Annotated in this window: 17 protein-coding genes; 7 read left to right on the forward strand and 10 right to left on the reverse strand. The window is 33.9% G+C overall.

The features are described 5' to 3' along the window. A partial coding sequence (locus tag GON26_RS21075; protein ID WP_160376747.1) for a hypothetical protein occupies positions 1–420 on the reverse strand: 420 nt, incomplete at its 3' end. Between the two features lie 559 nt (positions 421–979). On the opposite strand from GON26_RS21075, the gene GON26_RS21080 reads away from it, so the two are divergent. Further along, positions 980–1,816: a hypothetical protein gene (locus GON26_RS21080; RefSeq protein WP_160376748.1), complete on the forward strand. Its 837-nt coding sequence runs from the start codon at positions 980–982 to the stop codon at positions 1,814–1,816. Positions 1,817–1,878: 62 nt separating this feature from the next. On the opposite strand, the gene GON26_RS21085 is transcribed toward GON26_RS21080, so the two are convergent. Together GON26_RS21085 and GON26_RS21090 are read right to left on the reverse strand one after the other, a co-directional pair. Beyond that, positions 1,879–2,139 (reverse strand): SemiSWEET family sugar transporter, encoded by a 261-nt coding sequence (locus GON26_RS21085; RefSeq protein WP_160376749.1) that lies wholly within the window; start codon positions 2,137–2,139, stop codon positions 1,879–1,881. Positions 2,140–2,157: 18 nt separating this feature from the next. Beyond that, entirely contained in the window at positions 2,158–3,006 is an 849-nt protein-coding gene (locus tag GON26_RS21090) for an SDR family oxidoreductase (RefSeq protein WP_160376750.1), read from the reverse strand. Between the two features lie 353 nt (positions 3,007–3,359). Here GON26_RS21090 and GON26_RS21095 point away from each other — a divergent pair, with 353 nt between their 5' ends. From GON26_RS21095 to GON26_RS21120, 6 genes are all read left to right on the forward strand, one after another. Further along, positions 3,360–4,583, forward strand: coding sequence for a hybrid sensor histidine kinase/response regulator (locus tag GON26_RS21095; protein WP_160376751.1), 1,224 nt, complete (start codon positions 3,360–3,362; stop codon positions 4,581–4,583). A gap of 18 nt (positions 4,584–4,601) precedes the next feature. After that, positions 4,602–8,168 (forward strand): response regulator, encoded by a 3,567-nt coding sequence (locus tag GON26_RS21100; RefSeq protein ID WP_160376752.1) that lies wholly within the window; start codon positions 4,602–4,604, stop codon positions 8,166–8,168. A gap of 15 nt (positions 8,169–8,183) precedes the next feature. Then, a complete protein-coding gene (locus GON26_RS21105; protein WP_160376753.1) occupies positions 8,184–8,549 on the forward strand; it encodes a response regulator in 366 nt (121 codons plus the stop codon). 6 nt (positions 8,550–8,555) lie between these two features. Further along, a complete protein-coding gene (locus tag GON26_RS21110) occupies positions 8,556–9,365 on the forward strand; it encodes a CheR family methyltransferase (protein WP_160376754.1) in 810 nt (269 codons plus the stop codon). Beyond that, a complete protein-coding gene (locus tag GON26_RS21115; protein WP_160376755.1) occupies positions 9,347–9,937 on the forward strand; it encodes a chemotaxis protein CheB in 591 nt (196 codons plus the stop codon). The genes GON26_RS21110 and GON26_RS21115 overlap by 19 nt, the downstream gene beginning before the upstream one ends. A 648-nt stretch (positions 9,938–10,585) precedes the next feature. Next, positions 10,586–11,599 (forward strand): serine hydrolase, encoded by a 1,014-nt coding sequence (locus GON26_RS21120; protein WP_230407982.1) that lies wholly within the window; start codon positions 10,586–10,588, stop codon positions 11,597–11,599. A 157-nt stretch (positions 11,600–11,756) separates the two neighbouring features. On the opposite strand, the gene GON26_RS21125 is transcribed toward GON26_RS21120, so the two are convergent. From GON26_RS21125 to GON26_RS21155, 7 genes are all read right to left on the reverse strand, one after another. Beyond that, positions 11,757–12,689 (reverse strand): transglutaminase, encoded by a 933-nt coding sequence (locus GON26_RS21125; RefSeq protein WP_160376757.1) that lies wholly within the window; start codon positions 12,687–12,689, stop codon positions 11,757–11,759. A 19-nt stretch (positions 12,690–12,708) separates the two neighbouring features. Beyond that, a complete protein-coding gene (locus tag GON26_RS21130; protein WP_160376758.1) occupies positions 12,709–13,560 on the reverse strand; it encodes a substrate-binding domain-containing protein in 852 nt (283 codons plus the stop codon). Between the two features lie 60 nt (positions 13,561–13,620). After that, positions 13,621–14,097 (reverse strand): DUF4265 domain-containing protein, encoded by a 477-nt coding sequence (locus GON26_RS21135; RefSeq protein WP_230407983.1) that lies wholly within the window; start codon positions 14,095–14,097, stop codon positions 13,621–13,623. Further along, complete coding sequence (locus tag GON26_RS21140) at positions 14,094–14,486, reverse strand: VOC family protein (protein ID WP_160376759.1); 393 nt, start codon at positions 14,484–14,486, stop codon at positions 14,094–14,096. The genes GON26_RS21135 and GON26_RS21140 overlap by 4 nt, the downstream gene beginning before the upstream one ends. Before the next feature lie 59 nt (positions 14,487–14,545). Next, entirely contained in the window at positions 14,546–15,415 is an 870-nt protein-coding gene (locus tag GON26_RS21145; RefSeq protein ID WP_160376760.1) for a nucleoside phosphorylase, read from the reverse strand. Between the two features lie 124 nt (positions 15,416–15,539). Further along, complete coding sequence (locus GON26_RS21150) at positions 15,540–15,872, reverse strand: translation initiation factor (protein ID WP_160376761.1); 333 nt, start codon at positions 15,870–15,872, stop codon at positions 15,540–15,542. A gap of 115 nt (positions 15,873–15,987) precedes the next feature. Then, positions 15,988–16,938, reverse strand: a complete 951-nt coding sequence (locus GON26_RS21155) for an isopenicillin N synthase family dioxygenase (protein WP_160376762.1) — start codon at positions 16,936–16,938, stop codon at positions 15,988–15,990. Between the last annotated feature and the right edge of the window lie 111 nt (positions 16,939–17,049).

Below are 17,049 nucleotides of genomic sequence, written 5' to 3' on the forward strand. Positions count from 1 at the left end.
AATGTTCCGAACCTCAAATTTGACGTTGGCAACCTCATTTATGACGTTCCAGACGTATAATTTGACGTTCGAGACCTCAAATTTGACGTTCAAGACCTCAAATTTGACGTTCGGAACGTCAAATTTGAGGTTGGCAACCCCATGTATGACGTCTGGAACCTCAAATTTGAGGTTAGCAACCCCATGTATGAGGTTCAAACTTCCATACATGGGGTACAAACTTCCATGTATGGGGTTCGGAACCCCAAATTTGAGGCTGACAACCCCATGTATGAGGTTCGAACATCCAAATTTGAGGCTCGGAACCCCAAGTTTGAGGCTGGCAACCCCATATATGAGGTTCGGAACCCCAAATTTGGACCTCTTAACCCCATGTATGGAAGTTGGAACCCCAAACATGAACCTCAGAACCCCATACATGGAAGTTTGTACCCCATGCACGAACCTTTTGAACCCATTTATGGAAGTTGGAACCTCATATATGGATGTTCTAGCCTCACATATGGATGTTCTAGCCTCATAACTTCATGTTAGGTTTCGTCCCATGAAGGGTTTTGAACCCTTCAAGGGATATAAGGCACTTTAAATAAAAGAAAAAAGGTCAAAGTGATGCGATTCTACCCAAGACAAAATGGTTTTGATACTGATGTTGCTTTTCTTATTTATTCGATATAATAGAGAAATCTATTCATAAAGTATTTTATTTCTAATGGTATTTAGCATAGTGATACATCAAAATAAATAGCACTTATTGTGTGTGAGCTACCTGATTTGTTGACTTAGGAACAACTGCATTGGATTTAATCTAATGCAGTTTTTTTTTTGTTAACTATAAATTATGAAATATATCTGACAAATTGTATAACAAATTGAGGCACAAGCCGAAGTAAATTTGAATAATCAAAATAAGGAATAATAACCCAAGGAAAGTTTTGTAGTAGTACACCAATACGGACCTGTTTTTTAAAACTATACCAAAATGAAAAGTCTATACTTAAACGCAGGAGGATTTAATTCTATCTTTAATAACCTTAAAGAAAGCCTTAGTGGCGAGCTTACCATCGAAAATAACGAATACAATCTTGTTGTCAATTCAAAATTAGCAAGAGGAACCATAAAAGGAGTAAGCTTCGAGAAAGAATTACTATCTATGGAGTTTGATTTATTTTTTAATGATGATGTATCGTTAAGTATAGAAGCTCATCATGCTGCACCTATTTATTTCGCATATTGTGATAAGGGCGTTTTACAGCATAGTTTTGGGAGTAATGGAGAAAGACAAGTCCTGAAAGCACAACAAAGCGGTGTATTGAATAATTCGACAGCTATTAATAGTGTACTGCATTTTGAAAGTCATAAAAAAATTCAGTTTAGCTTAATAGGAGTGCCTACCAATACTTCAAACGAGCTAGTGGATGTTGATTTTACGAAGCAGCTTAAAAAGATGTTCTCGAATACAACCGGACAGTACTTTTATACAGGAACACAGCATGCAAAAATTACTGAAAAACTAGAAGAACTGAAAGCAATACCTCAAAAAGGAATGGTAAGAAGTATATTGAAAAAGACTATTCTGAAAAGTATTCTGGCACAGGAAATAGAATTGCATAGTTATAATTATCTAAAAACATTTGATCCTATTGTAAACCTGGCAACCAGACAAATCAATGAGATTAAAAAACTGTCGCAAATCAATATATACGAAACCATACATGCGTTAGGGTTTTCGGCTAAAGGGTATTTGCCTCGTGTTTTTAAAGAAAAGTATCATATCTCTATTGGCCACAAGGGCTATAATCAAAAATTAGCTAGCTAAAAAGCAATACATATCGATCCTTTATAAAAACAGCTTTTACGGGCTGTTTTTATTTTTTATAATCATTCTTTTTCATAGTAAATAATAAAGTACACCATTATTAAATTTAGAAATAATGAGATACTATTGGTTATAATGATAGGGAAGTCCTCCTTTAGGATGCCATACACTATCCAGAGTGCAATACCAAACGTCAGGATACTAAAGGTTTTAAGCGAAATTTCTTTTACTTTCTTCGTCTTCCATACTTTTATGATTTGTGGTATTACCGAAAGAGTAATACAAGTACCCGCAAAGAGTCCGAGAGCATCAATTAAGTTCATAGTATGTGTTTTACATTGTTAAGCCCCTACAAGTTCTCCTCCGTTTACATGAATAAATTGTCCGGTAATATAACTGCTATCCTCAGAAGCCAGAAATACATACGCTGGAGCAACCTCAGAGGGCTGGCCTGGTCTCTTCATAGGGTTGTCTTTTCCAAAATCAGCAATTGAATCAAAAGTAGCGACAATCAATGGTGTCCAGATTGGGCCGGGAGCGACTCCGTTGACCCTGATTTGTTTAGGAGCCAGCATTGCTGATAGTGATCTTGTAAAACTTACAATAGCGCCTTTTGTACTCGAATAATCCAACAGGTGTTCGCTGCCCCGATACGCCGTTACCGAACTGGTATTGATTATCGAATCGCCTTTGTCGAGGTAGGGCAGAGCTGCTTTTGCAATGTAGAAATACGAGAATATATTGGTTTCGAATGTGGTACGAAGCTGTGTGGCACTTATCTTAGTTATTTCTGTTTTAGGAAATTGTATCGCAGCATTATTCACCACAACATTTAGTTTTTTAAACGCTGTCAGGCATTTTTTTATGGCAGCTTTGCAAAATTTCTCCTCAGATAAATCTCCCGGTATCAGGAGACATTGCTGACCTTCCCTTTCTATAAGTGCTTTCGTATCAAGTGCGTCTTTGTCTTCTTTTAAATAAACAATAGCAATATTAGCACCTTCTCTGGCAAAATGTACCGCTATACTACGGCCAATACCACTGTCGCCACCGGTAATAAAGGCTACTTTGCCTAATAGTTTTCCGCTTCCTACATAGTTTTCCCGAATGATTTCAGGCTCCGGATTCATTTGATGCTCATTGCCCGGCAGACGTTGCTTTTGTTCCGGAAATGTTTTTCTCTTTTCCATAGCTTGTCAATTTTAGTATGATTTATAACAGACTAATGTAGGAATAGCTTTTGCGTAAGCTGAACTGTTATGATTTTATCTTTGCCTCAATAAAATATTCAGGCTAATAAAAACTATAATGGGTAGTGTTTAATTGTTTTGTTAAGGACTAAAAAGCAACCCGATAGCAGTATTTCAATAAAAAAAAGAAATCTCACATGGGAATTATGTAACAAATAGTGTCGCGGATAGAATATACGTCCCGCATTTTTTTATAAATTTGGGAGTTTGTCCAGTGTTTTGTAAAACCAAAAGACGAATCAAATTTTTAAATTAAGGCAATTTAATTAATAACGCTTTTACCCCAAAGATAGATGGTATTAATTGTAGATGATATTCGAGCAAATGTAATTGCTTTAAAAAAAACATTAGAACTGCACGATATTGATGTTGATACAGCAGATTCCGGAGAAGACGCACTGAAAAAAATTCTGAAAAAAGACTATTGTCTTATTATCATGGATGTTCAGATGCCCGGGTTAGATGGCTTTGAAGTTGTTAAGATTTTGTCTGGCAATATGCGAACCAAAGAAATTCCTGTTATTTTTTTATCGGCGATTAATATTGAAAAGAAATACATTTCGAAAGGATATGAAACAGGTGCTATAGATTATATCACCAAGCCTGTTGACAGTGATTTACTTATCTTAAAAGTAAAAACATATCTAAAGATATACCAACAGCAAACAGAGCTGAAAGCCATGAAAGATTTACTTTCGAAAGAAATTAAAATCAGGAAAGATGCTCAGAATAATCTGGAAATAAAAATCAAAGAAAGGACTAAAGAACTCGTTCTGAAAAATGAAGAACTGGAGATGAGGAATCATGAGCTGCAACAGTTTTCGTGGGTAGTATCGCATGATCTTAATGAACCTATCCGAAAGATTCAAATCTTTATTAAAATCATAAAAGAGCTTTATTTAGTGCCTGATAAAAAAGCGATTGATTATGTTGACCGTACGATCAAGTCTGCTGAAAGAATGCAAACGCTGATTACAGATTTACTGGCGTATTCCAGACTATCCTCTAAGGTAATGCCGGAGAAAACAGATCTAAATATTGTTTTGCAGGAAGTACTTTCGGACTTTGATTATCTCATCGAACGCAAAAATGCCATAATCAAAACTACTGAGCTGCCTACTATAGACAGTATTCCGAGTCAATTGCGACAAGTTTTTCAGAACCTGATAGGAAATGCGCTAAAATTTTCGGGCAGTGCCGAAGTTCCGTATATCGAAATCAATTCGGAACTGATAGCCGCTAAAGATTTTGATGCTCCAGTTTCAGCAGAAGGTAAGTACTGCCGAATAACGGTTACAGACAACGGAATTGGTTTTGATGAAATTTATCTCGACCGTATTTTTATTATTTTCCAAAGTTTAAATGACCGTCAGAGTTATGAAGGAACCGGAATAGGACTTGCTATTGCGAAGAAAATTATCGAAAAACACAATGGTTTGATAACTGCTAAGAGTCAGCCAGGAAAAGGAGCCAGCTTTATTATGGTTTTGCCTTTACAATATGAAGAAATAAAATAAACTGATATATAAATTTCTATGAGAAATAATTTTAAAAGAAACCTGTTTATAAGCTCTTTGGCTTCTTTACTGATCTTGATGGTGAGTTCTACCGCTTCCTATCTTAGTATCAAAAATTTATTAGACAGTAATTATTGGGTCAATCATACGCAGGAGGTTATTTATAACCTAAACGAAGGCTCAGCAGTTATCACAGAAGCCCAAACCAGTATGCGGGGCTATCTCATAAGTGGAGATGAACAGTTTCTGGACCGATATAATGCGTCGGAACCCCTTTCGGATAAATACTTTAATAAATTAGAGGAACTTACGATTGATAATCCTTCGCAGCAAAAAAGTTTAAAAGAATTAAAAGAACTGCGAAGCATATTTTTTAAGTACTTAAACAATCAGGTGGTAAAAAAACGCCTGAATAAAAATGCTGTCAATTTTGATCTTCTAGAAGGAAAAAAAATGATGGATAAGATACGTACTTATTTTAAAGATATCGAAACTTCAGAGCAGGTTCTTCTAAAAGAGCGTAATGAAAAATCAGAACGTTATGGTAACTACAGCTTTGTTTTAATTATTACGGCTTTTATTATTTCGTTTATCATTACGATTGTTTTTCTGTCGCGAATATTGAAAGATTATAGCGAACGAACAAAGCTTCAGGAGGAACTGGAAAAAAAGGATAAAGAAACTGCCGAAAGGATTCATGTAATCAGCACCATAGCAGGTAATATTTCGAACGGAAATTATGATGTTAAAGTAGATGTCACCGAGTCTGATGCCTTAGGAAGTGTAGGAGACTCGCTTAATGCGATGAGTAACTCGCTAAAAATTTCTTTTGATTTGCTATCGCAAAAAGAATGGCTGCAAACCGGAATTGCGGAACTGAATAATGCAATGCTGGGCGACAAAGAAATACATGAGCTAGCACAGGATGTTATTGAGTTTTTATGCAATTATACCAATAGTAATGCTGGTGTTTTATATGTTTTGGAAGGAGACGAACTATACGCTACGGCAGGATACAGTTATATTCCTAATAAAAACCGTGAACGTATTAAAAGAGGTGAGGGCTTAATCGGGCAATCTATTGTAACCGGAAAAATATTAGAATTAAAAGATTTATCAGCTAATGATATTCAGATTAGCTATGCTTTGGGAGAAATAAAACCGACTCACATCGTGGCGGTACCTTTATTGGATACCAAAATAGAAGGCGCTATCGAACTGGCAAGTATTTACGGATTTTCAGAACTTCATCTGGAGTTTCTGCAAATTGTTTCGGGTAATATTGGGATTGCTTTAAAATCTACTCAAAACAGAAAACGTGTATTTGAATTGCTGGAAGAAACCCAATCACAATCAGAAGAATTAAAGCTGCAACACAGTGAACTGGAAGCAATCAATGCCGAATTAGAAGCGCAAACAGAGAAACTTCAGGCATCTGAAGAAGAATTAAGAGTGCAGCAGGAAGAGCTGGAGCAAACTAACGAAGAACTTTCGGAAAGAAGTGTGCTGCTGGAAGAAAAGAACAATGAAATTCAGAAAAAATCAGAAGCTTTAGAACTTACGACCCGATACAAGTCAGAGTTTTTAGCAAATATGTCGCACGAATTAAGAACACCTTTAAATTCTATTTTACTTTTAAGCCGATTATTATCTGAGAATAATAACGAAAGCATGAATGAGGAAGAAATTGAGTTTGCCAAAGTTATTCAGAGTTCCGGAAACAGTTTACTGGCTCTGATAGATGAGATTCTTGATTTGTCTAAAATTGAAGCAGGAAAAATGGAGCTTGAATTTTTAGATGTTTCGACCCAGGAAATCACGGATGGTTTGTCTAACCTATTCTCGCAGGTTGCCAAAGAAAAAAACATAGATTTTAAAATCATAGCCGATGAAGCGCCAGTCGTTATCAAAACAGATAAAATGCGTCTGGAGCAAATACTTAAAAATTTAATTTCGAATGCTATTAAATTCACAGAGAAAGGTTCTGTAAGTTTAGAAATAAAAATAAATGATGATGATGATAAAATCATCTGTTTTATAGTTAAAGATACCGGAATTGGTATTCCGCTAGATAAACAACCACTTATTTTCGAAGCCTTCCAGCAAGCCGATGGTTCTACCAAACGTAAATACGGAGGAACAGGATTAGGATTGTCTATCAGTAGAGAATTAGCAAAATTGCTTAATGGGGAAATTATTTTACATAGTAAAGAAAATGAAGGCAGTAGCTTTACATTATGTTTGCCTGTTTTTGGATCTGTTCTTAAAAAAGTAATGGTAGAAAAAGCCCCGCCAATTGAATTCGTAGAAGCGGAAGAAGAAGACAATGATTCTAAATACAATTATATAAGCACTGTTATTCCTGACGAAATCGAAGACGACAGAGATTCGATAACACGAGATGACAAAGTTATTCTGATTGTAGAAGACGATATGAGTTTTGCTAAATCATTGTTGGCTTTTACCCGTAAGAGCGGTTACAAAGGAGTCGTATCGGTGCGAGGTGATTATGCTTTAAACTTTACTTTACTGTATAAGCCCGTAGGTATTTTACTGGATATAGAACTTCCTATAAAAAGCGGCTGGCAGGTTTTAGACGAATTAAAAAGCAATGCACAAACGAAGCATATTCCGGTGCATATTATGTCTTCTCACAAATTAAAACAAGAGAGTTTGCTTAAAGGAGCCGTTGATTTTCTGGATAAACCAGTTGCATTCGAGAAAATTCCGGAAGTATTTATGCGTATCGAGCATATTATCAAGAAAGAATCTCAAAAAGTACTAATTATTGAAGACAATAGAAAGCATGCTAAGGCTTTGGCTTACTTTTTAGAGACGTATAATATTAATTCTGAAATAAAAAGCGAAGTCAAAGACGGTTTAGAATCGTTAAGCAAAAGCGAAGTAGATTGTGTGATTCTAGACATGGGTATTCCTGACAAACATGCTTATGAAATTCTGGATGGTGTAAAGAAAAGCCCAGGTCTGGAGAATCTTCCGGTTATTGTATTTACAGGGAAAAGTCTATCGCTTAAAGAAGAAGTTAAAATTAAAAAATATGCCGATTCTATTATTGTAAAAACAGCGCATTCGTATCAGCGAATGCTGGATGAAGTTTCGCTTTTCCTACACTTGGTAGAAGAAAGCAAAGACGAAAAAGGCAAAAAAGAGAGCCATAAAAAACTACATTTATTAAATAATATTTTATTTGATAAAACAGTATTGATTGTTGACGATGATGTTCGTAATATCTATTCGCTTACAAAAGCTTTAGAAACATTCAAAATGAACGTGATTACCGCATTTGATGGTAATGAAGCCATAAAATCCTTAGAAGAAAACCCGCATACGGATATTGTTCTTCTGGATATGATGATGCCTAACATGGACGGTTACGAAACAGCCGAAAAAATAAGAAGCAATCCTAAATTAATAAACTTACCTTTGATAGCGGTTACTGCAAAAGCAATGACAGGAGACAGAGAAAAATGTATTAAAGCAGGCGCTTCAGATTATATTACGAAACCAGTAGATATTGATCAGCTGTTATCGTTATTACGAGTGTGGCTATATGATAAAGTTTAATGAAAAGTTTTGAAAATGAATAAAAAAAGGCTTTTAATTATTGATGATGATCCAAGGAATATTTTTGCCCTGGTCAATACGTTACGTGCCAAATCCTATGATTGTTTATCGTGTTTAAGTGCAGAAGAAGCCATAAAAATACTAAGTACTAACGAAGTAATAGATGCGGTTCTAATAGATATGATGATGCCCGAAATGGATGGTTATGATGCAATTCCCTTAATCAAAAAAATACCGGAAAGAAAAGAAACTTTTATTATAGCAGTAACAGCTCAGGCCATGACAGGAGATAAAGAAAAATGCCTCGAAGCCGGTGCAGACGACTATATTTCTAAACCTGTTGATGTAGATAAATTGCTCTTAAGTTTAAGCAAAATCTAATATATTATGATTGAAGACATCGAGTTAGAAACCCTTATAAATGATGTTTACGAATATTATGGTTTTGACTTTGGAAGTTATTCCAGAGCCTCCTTAAAGAGACGTGTAAACAGAATATTTAAGCTGGATGGCTTTACGCATTTTCATGATTTTTTATCAAAAGTAAGGTACGATCACGATTATTATAAACGCATCGTAGATGAAATAACGGTAAATGTTACAGAGATGTTTCGTGATCCTGCTTTTTATCAGGTAGTACGCAATGAAATTTTGCCTGTATTGGGTACAAAACCATTTATACGGATATGGCACGCAGGATGCTCTACTGGCGAAGAGGTATATTCAATGGCTATTTTATTAAAAGAAGCCGGGTTGCTTCATAAATCGTTGTTGTACGCTACGGATGTAAATGAAAAAGTCCTGGAAACGGCCAAAAAAGGAATTTTTCCGTTACGAATGATGAAAGAATATTCAGAAAACTATCGTGACTCAGGAGGCCAGGAAGATTTTACGGAATATTATATTGCCAATTATGGTATTGCCAAGTTTAATGATGAACTGGCTCAGAGAATGGTTTTTTCTCAGCACAATCTGGTGTCTGATAACTCATTTAATGAATTTGATTTGATTTTGTGCCGAAATGTTTTGATTTATTTTGATAATGATTTACAAAAAAGAGTGATCAATTTATTCGATCAAAGTTTATCTCTTTTGGGCTTTTTGGCTCTCGGAACAAAAGAAACTTTAAAATATTCAATAGGTCCAGGCAAATACAAACAGTTGGATAAAGAAAAAATATGGAGGAAAATAAAGTAATCGCAGATTGTAAATTAGTTATAATTGGGGGATCAGCCGGAAGTTTGCATGCTTTGATGCAAATTTTACCAGAATTACCTCAAATATACTCTTTTGCCATTGTACTTGTCCTTCATCGAAAAAATACCGATGAAGAAACATTAGAAGAACTTATCCGGTTAAAATCGACAGTAAATGTAAATGTGGTCGAAGACAAAGTGCCGCTACTGCCTGGTTTTATCTATGTTGCACCATCTAATTATCATTTGTTATTTGAGAAAAACGATACACTTTCATTGGATACTTCAGAAAAAGTAAATTACAGCAGACCCAGCATAGATGTTTCTTTTGAGTCGGCATCGGAGGTTTATAAACAGCAATTAGTAGGTATTTTATTGTCCGGTTCAAATGCTGATGGAACACAGGGATTGAATATGATTAAATCTTTTGGCGGAACTATTGTTGTTCAGGATCCTGAATCTGCAGAAATGCCTTTTATGCCCAATAATGCAATTGCTAATTGTAATCCGGATTATGTGCTGAATAATCAGGGAATTATAGAGTTTATTACTTCTATAAACAATCAGGAATAAAATTATTTCATTTGGAATTAAATTTACTTTAAAGTTCAAAACAAAAAAAATCTGCAAGATTTCTTTCGTAGCCCTGCAGATTAACAATTAAAATAATTAACTACAACAATAATTAGAATATGTGGTAGTGTTGAGGCTAAAGTCTGTTCTTTTTTTAAGTTTATTTTCTGAAATTAAATTGTAGCTTCTAATTAATCCCCTAATTTAAAAGAGCTAGCAACGAAAACCAGTAATAAAAAACTTTATTTTTAAGATCATTCTTTAATAAGGCAAAGAACGTTTTTCTTACAAAATAAAAATGTCGGCTACTTTACATTTAAGGAGAAATTGTAGAATAAAAACTACATTTTTTAAAACAGGTATCAAGTATAGATTTATATTGGCTTTAATTTTAATTGAACTACTAAAAATTAAGTATCTCATATTCTAAAAATATTTTAGTTTTGAAAATAAAATTTTAAGAATAGGATTAAATATTAACAGATGTATTGATATATTTGAGTGTAAATTATTATTTCCCCGAAGCATATGATTCAGTTTAAAAAAAATATTTTTTTCTTAATTAGCCTTTTCTGTTTAAGTTGTCATGCGCAAAAGAATCTTTTAAAAGAGAGTTTGGCATCAGATAATCCAAAGATTAAAAAGGTGATGGAAAAGCCGGATTATTACGAACTTCAAATAATTTATACTCAAATTACAAGAGACAAAAAAGGCAAGATTCATTTTAAAGACTACACCTATAATCTGGATGCTAAAAATTATTATTGTCCTGCAAGTACCGTTAAATTTCCTATCGCTGTTCTGGCTTTAGAAAAACTAAATACTTTTTCAAATACTTCAATTAACACACAATATAGTATTGAAGAACAATTAGATAAAGTAAAATTTTCTGAAGAGATCACAAAATTATTTGCGGTTAGCGATAACGTAGCAAGTACAAAATTATTAGAATTTACAGGCTTTGATTATGTAAACCAAAAAATGCACGATAAAGGTTTAGAGCCGTTTAGACTGAGTCACAGATTGTCAGCTCCGGATTCGGGTAATCCGTTGACAAAATCAATTACACTATATAAAGACGATAATACTACCGAAGTCATTCCTGCCAAAATGAATCAGGCTGTTGTTCCTTTATCTTTAAATAAAATAAAAAAAGGAGTAGGACATTTGGATAGCGAAGATAAACTGGTGAATACACCTTATGATTTTTCTAAAAAGAATTATTATCCGTTAGAAACACTTCATAATACCCTGAAACGCATTGTTTTTCCGAAAGTTTTTAAAGAAAACGAACGTTTTAAATTAACAGAAAAAGACAGGGAATTTATTCTGTTCTCAATGCAAAACCTTCCTAAAAATGCGGGTTATGATCCTGTAGAATATTATGATGGGTATTGCAAATTTTTTATGTTTGGTGATACCAAAGAAAACATACCTGACAACATCAAAATTTATAATAAAATTGGTCAGGCCTACGGAAACTTAACCGATAGCGCATATATAGTCGATAAAGAAAATGGTGTCGAATTTATGGTTTCAGCTACTTTGTACGTGAACGAAGACGGAATTCTCAACGATAATAAATACGAGTATGACACGATTGGGTTGCCATTTTTAGCAGAATTAGGAAGACAGCTTTATGCGGGGAATAAGAAGTTATGAGTTATGAGTTGTGCGTTGTGGGTTATGAGTTTTTTATCGCAGTTTTTAAGTAAACCTGAAATTTGGAATTTGAAATTTGGAATTTGAAATTTGGAATTTGGAATTTGAGTTTTGGAATTTTAACCTTAGAACCTTAGTAACTTAGAGCCTTAGAACCTTAATTAAGAGTCAACGCTCCCAAAATTTCTTCGAACATAAATGGACCGCCTGGATACTTGGCAGTATAATCAAGATTGAGCCACACTTGTCCGCGTTCGTCTATATGATAATGAAGTTTTTTACCTGAACTTTCTTTTACAAAAAGCACATTTTTAATCAAATAATTTATTTTTTCTAAGTCAATCATCGATCCAATGAGAATTTCAGGATAAATATGTCCTTTGGTATGAATAAGTCTCGGTGTACCGCCAATTGAGCGTATGGCGGCTGCCATTAAAATCGAATGATCATCACAATCACCAGAAAAATATTCAATTGATTCGCTGGCAGTTGCAATATAATCGCCTTCTTTGGGATCGTTAACATAATTCCAGCGGCTGTTTATTTCTTTAAAAACGGCAAAACATTGTATCGTTGTTCTGTAGTCCGAATACCCTTTGATACCTTTAAAATGCTCGTTAGTCGCCATAATGGCAAAGTTTCGAACCTTCGGATCCTGATATTCTATAGCATTTATAATTTTTGACTTATTCGGAAACGGAAGCAATTTCGCCACAATAATATCCTGTGGAAAAGGGTTGTCAGACATGGTGTATATCATCGAATTATAATCTTCTGAAATTTCATTAAAACCATAATTACCCAAAACACTTCCGTAAACCAGAACCAGCAAATACAAGGCGACGCAAACAATAATGATAGTTCGCAAATACATTAAAACAAAAAAAATGGCAGCCAGAACAAATATGAAAATGAAAATTCGGTCTAAATTGAAAGCCCAATTTAAATCGATTAAATTTTGATGCAAAATGATAAAAACCGGAATGGTAATCAAAATACTCAACAGCATAATAATAATCCGGTCCCAAGGCGATTTCACCTGTAGTTTGGATTTTAATTGCGGAAAGTTAATTTTAGGAATTCTTATCATACTTACAAAAAGCAATATTTTATAATGCTTTTACGGTTTCAACAAATGTACTTTTTTTATCAATAATTCCCAGATCAAATAATTGATTTTGGATTTTAATAAAGGCTTTTTCGGTTAAATTTTTTTGTGACCAATGAGTTAGTTTTAACCACTCCTGAATATCTTCTAATTTTTGATTAAAAAGTTCAGCCAAAGTTTTATCAATATCTGGAATTTGAGTAAAATCATGCGTCGTTTTATTGATGATTTCAAGGATTTTTTCAATCACTTTTGGTTTTTTTTTCAAAAACTCATCACGCACAGCAATTACAAACGAAGGCCAGGGAGTGGGGCAGTCACCTACACGTCTAAAAATTCCCTGATCAACAAGAGGCTTGGTCATAAAGTGTTCCCACATAAAATAATCAGCCGTTTCGTTAGTCAAAGCTTGTACAGCACCATCAATAGTGTTGACAATTTCAAACTCAAGATTATCTGTTTCCCAGCCTTGATTATTGGCATTTACGTAAGCCATTAATTGCGAACCGGAGCCCAATCTCGAAATAGCGACCTTTTTGCTTTTTAAATCTTTAATAGAATGAAAATCAGATTTTGCACTTACATGAATACCCCAAATAAGAGGCGATTGTACATAAATCTGAACAATTTTACTAGGATTTCCTGCAAGAATATCTTTTACAATTCCCTCTGTCAGGATAACTGCCATGTCTGCCTCGCCATCACGAAGCATCTGGCACATTTTGCCAGTTCCTTCAGGAATATTCTTCCATTGCAGATCAATATTTTCAGTTTCAAATTCACCATTTTCAATACATAGATGCCATGGCAAATTGAAGTGTTCGGGAACACCTACAATTTTTACTGTTTTCATTATGGTTAAGTTTAAGTTAAGTTTGTTTGGTATGCGTAATCTATAGTTTGTTTGTTTGGATTAATTTTTCAATAAATCAGTTCTGTGTTTATCTGAAAGACATGGCTCGGCAAATTCAATTACAGAAAGCGATTCGTATTCGTTCAAAAGATTTTTTACTATCGAATAATCAACATTTTTAATAATTTCGACAGCAAAAAAAGTATCATTTAATGCTTCTGAAATACAATTAATCGATTTTAATTTTTCTCGTATAATTTCAGCATCAAAACCTTCTTCCAGAATTAAAACCTGTACAATCGAATTTCCGGAATTTTCGATAGTTTCCTTGTGAATGAAAAACTTTTCCTTTTCATCATATTCTGCTCTAAAAATATCGTCAGTAGCAATCAAAGGCCCGAAAAACGGAATATTATCTAATTTGAAATAGCCTTTTTCGAGATCCATTATTTCAGCCCACATGGTTTCTGTAATAATTTCTTCAAGATAAGTACTATAATATTTAAAAACTATTTTTTTATGTGTTTCCTGCATCATTTTATTTCGCTGATTACAGCTTTTAATGGTGATATAACGATGCGATAACCGTCTGGGTCCTGAATCATTTTTCCGTTTTCATTCCAGTAAGGATTAATCGCAGTTATAAATGAGATGTTATTGTTTATAATTCTTTCAATCAATTGGTTATAATCTGAAATGTTTTTAGGGTAAAGAACAGTAATATCATCTTCATCAAAAGAATGAATGGCTTTTGCTTCAGATTGTGTAAATTCAAAATGCCAGTCTAACCCAGATTTCCCTATAAAAGCACCATCGTAATTATTATGATTTTCAAAACCGCCCAATCTTTCGAAACCAAGAATATCGACATAAAAATCTTCGATTTTATCTAAATTATTAGTATGTCTGGCAACTCTTAAAAACATAATATTTAAGTTTTAAATGAACTAAAATCATCTAATTTTCAAATTAATCAATTCTCTAATTATTTACCAGCCAATTTATTCAATGTATAAGTAATCAGTTCGTCAACAGCTTTATAAGGATCTTCGCTAAAAGTTCCTGAAGCACGATTGGCAATAATGGCGTTCAATGATAATGCATTATGTCCTAAAAGCGCTGAAAGTCCATAAATGGCAGCGGTTTCCATTTCAAGATTAGTAATTCTATTTCCATCAAAATTAAAATTATCCATTTTAGAATTCAATGCTTCATCCTGAATATTCAAACGTAAAACACGGCCTTGTGGTCCGTAAAAACCTCCGGCTGTGGCTGTAATACCTTTAAAAATTCGATCACTTTCAATGATTTTTTCCAGTTTTTCTGAGCAGGGAATCGCATAAGGTTTTCCTTTTTTGATATCCCAATTGGTATGCAAAACAAATGCGTCTTCAATAGCATCATTCGAAACATCATCAATCAAATAGGAGCGGAGCATATTGTCTAATCCTAATCCAAATTTTGACATTACAAAACTATCCACAGGAATATCTTTTTGCAAAGAGCCTGAAGTTCCGATACGAATGATATTCAAAGAAACTAATGCTTCTTTTGGCTGGCGCGTTTTCAAATCAATGTTTACCAAAGCGTCCAATTCGTTCAAAACAATATCAATATTGTCAGGACCAATTCCGGTTGACATTACGGAGATTCTTTTGCCTTTATAAGTTCCGGTTTGGGTTTTAAATTCTCTTTTTTGAGTAGAAAATTCAATCGAATCAAAAAACTGTGTGATTTTCTCCACTCTATTTTGGTCGCCTACAAAAATTATATCGTGTGCAATATGTTCAGGACGAAGGTTTAAGTGATAAACACTCCCGTCCGGATTTAGTATTAATTCTGAATTTTGTATCATTTTTTTTTAAGTTGCTAAGGTTCTGAGGGGCTAAGTTTCTAAGATTTTTAAATTGCAATATCAAAAATCAATCAAAATATCAATTTAGAAAATCTAAATTCTAAAATCAGAAATCTAAAATTAATTAGCCTCCAACTCTCTTCGTTTTAAATCCTTTTTCTTTTAAAATAGCCATTATTTTATCACGATAATCCCCCTGTATTATGATTGAATCGTCTTTGAAAGTACCGCCAACGCTCAGTTTGGTTTTAATTTCCTTGGCCAGGATTTTAAAATCTTCATCACTTCCTTCGTAGCCTTCAATTATGGTAGTTGCTTTTCCTTTTCGTTTTTCGAATTTACAAATCATAGGCTCTTTCTGAACGTAAAGTACATGTTCCTGTTCCTGAATTTCTTCAGGTTCGTTTGTTGCTACGTGATCTGGGAATAGATTTTTAAGTTGGTCTTGTAAGTCCATAATATTTTTTATTCTAAAGAAATAAATTACAATAAATATAGTTCATAAAAATTAAATTCCAAACTCCAGTTTTGAATTGGAATTTGGAATTTTAATATTGAAAATTTTTTAGTGTTTATTTTTTAATTAAACCTAAATCTACTAAACGTTCGTATAGATAATCTCCCGCTGTAATATCTTCAAATTTCTTAGGATTTTCATCATCAATACAATTTTCTAAACAATCCAGTCGCATATCGCTCACAGGATGCATAAAAAACGGAATAGAATAACGCGAAGTTCCCCATAATTCTCTTGGCGGATTTACCACCTGATGAATTGTAGATTTTAGTTTATTATTAGTATGTCTGGATAACATATCGCCCACATTAATTACCAATTGATCGTCTTCTGCGATGGCATCAATCCACTCGCCATCATGATTTTGTACTTGTAATCCTTTTCCCTGAGCGCCCATCAAAAGGGTAATCAGATTGATATCACCGTGAGCAGCCGCACGAATAGCGTTTTCTGGCTCAGTAGTAATAGGTGGATAATGAATTGGTCTTAAAATAGAGTTTCCTTCTTTGGCATATTGATCAAAATAAAACTCATCCAGACCTAAATGCAATGCTAGCGCTCTAAGCACGTAAACACCTGTTTTTTCAAGCATTTGGTAGGCTTCTTTGCCTACAGCATTAAAACGGGGTAACTCTTTAACTTCTACATTTTCAGGATATTCAGATGCGTATTTTGAATCAGCATCAACATATTGGCCAAAATGCCAAAATTCTTTCAAATCACCTTCTTTGCGTCCTTTTGCATGTTCTTTTCCAAAAGATACATAGCCTCGTTGTCCGCCAATTCCGGGAATTTCATAATTATGCTTAGTTTCTATTGGCAAAGCGAAAAATTTTCTAATTTCGCTATAAAGCTCATTCACCAATTTGTCATCCAAAAAATGACCTTTTAGGGCAACGAAGCCAATGTTCTCAAATGCACTGCCGATTTCATTTACAAATTTTTGTTTACGTTTCGGGTCGTCCGAAAGGAAATCACGTAAGTCTACACTAGGAATGTTTTGCATACTTTACATTTTTTATTAAAAGATAAAAGGCGTAGTAAAACCTTTCAATAACAAAGGTAGAGAATATTTTAGATTTGAATTTTAAAAGTTATAATAAAATTAAAATATTGT

It is taken from the genome of Flavobacterium hydrocarbonoxydans, assembly GCF_009789235.1.
Classification (GTDB): domain Bacteria; phylum Bacteroidota; class Bacteroidia; order Flavobacteriales; family Flavobacteriaceae; genus Flavobacterium; species Flavobacterium hydrocarbonoxydans.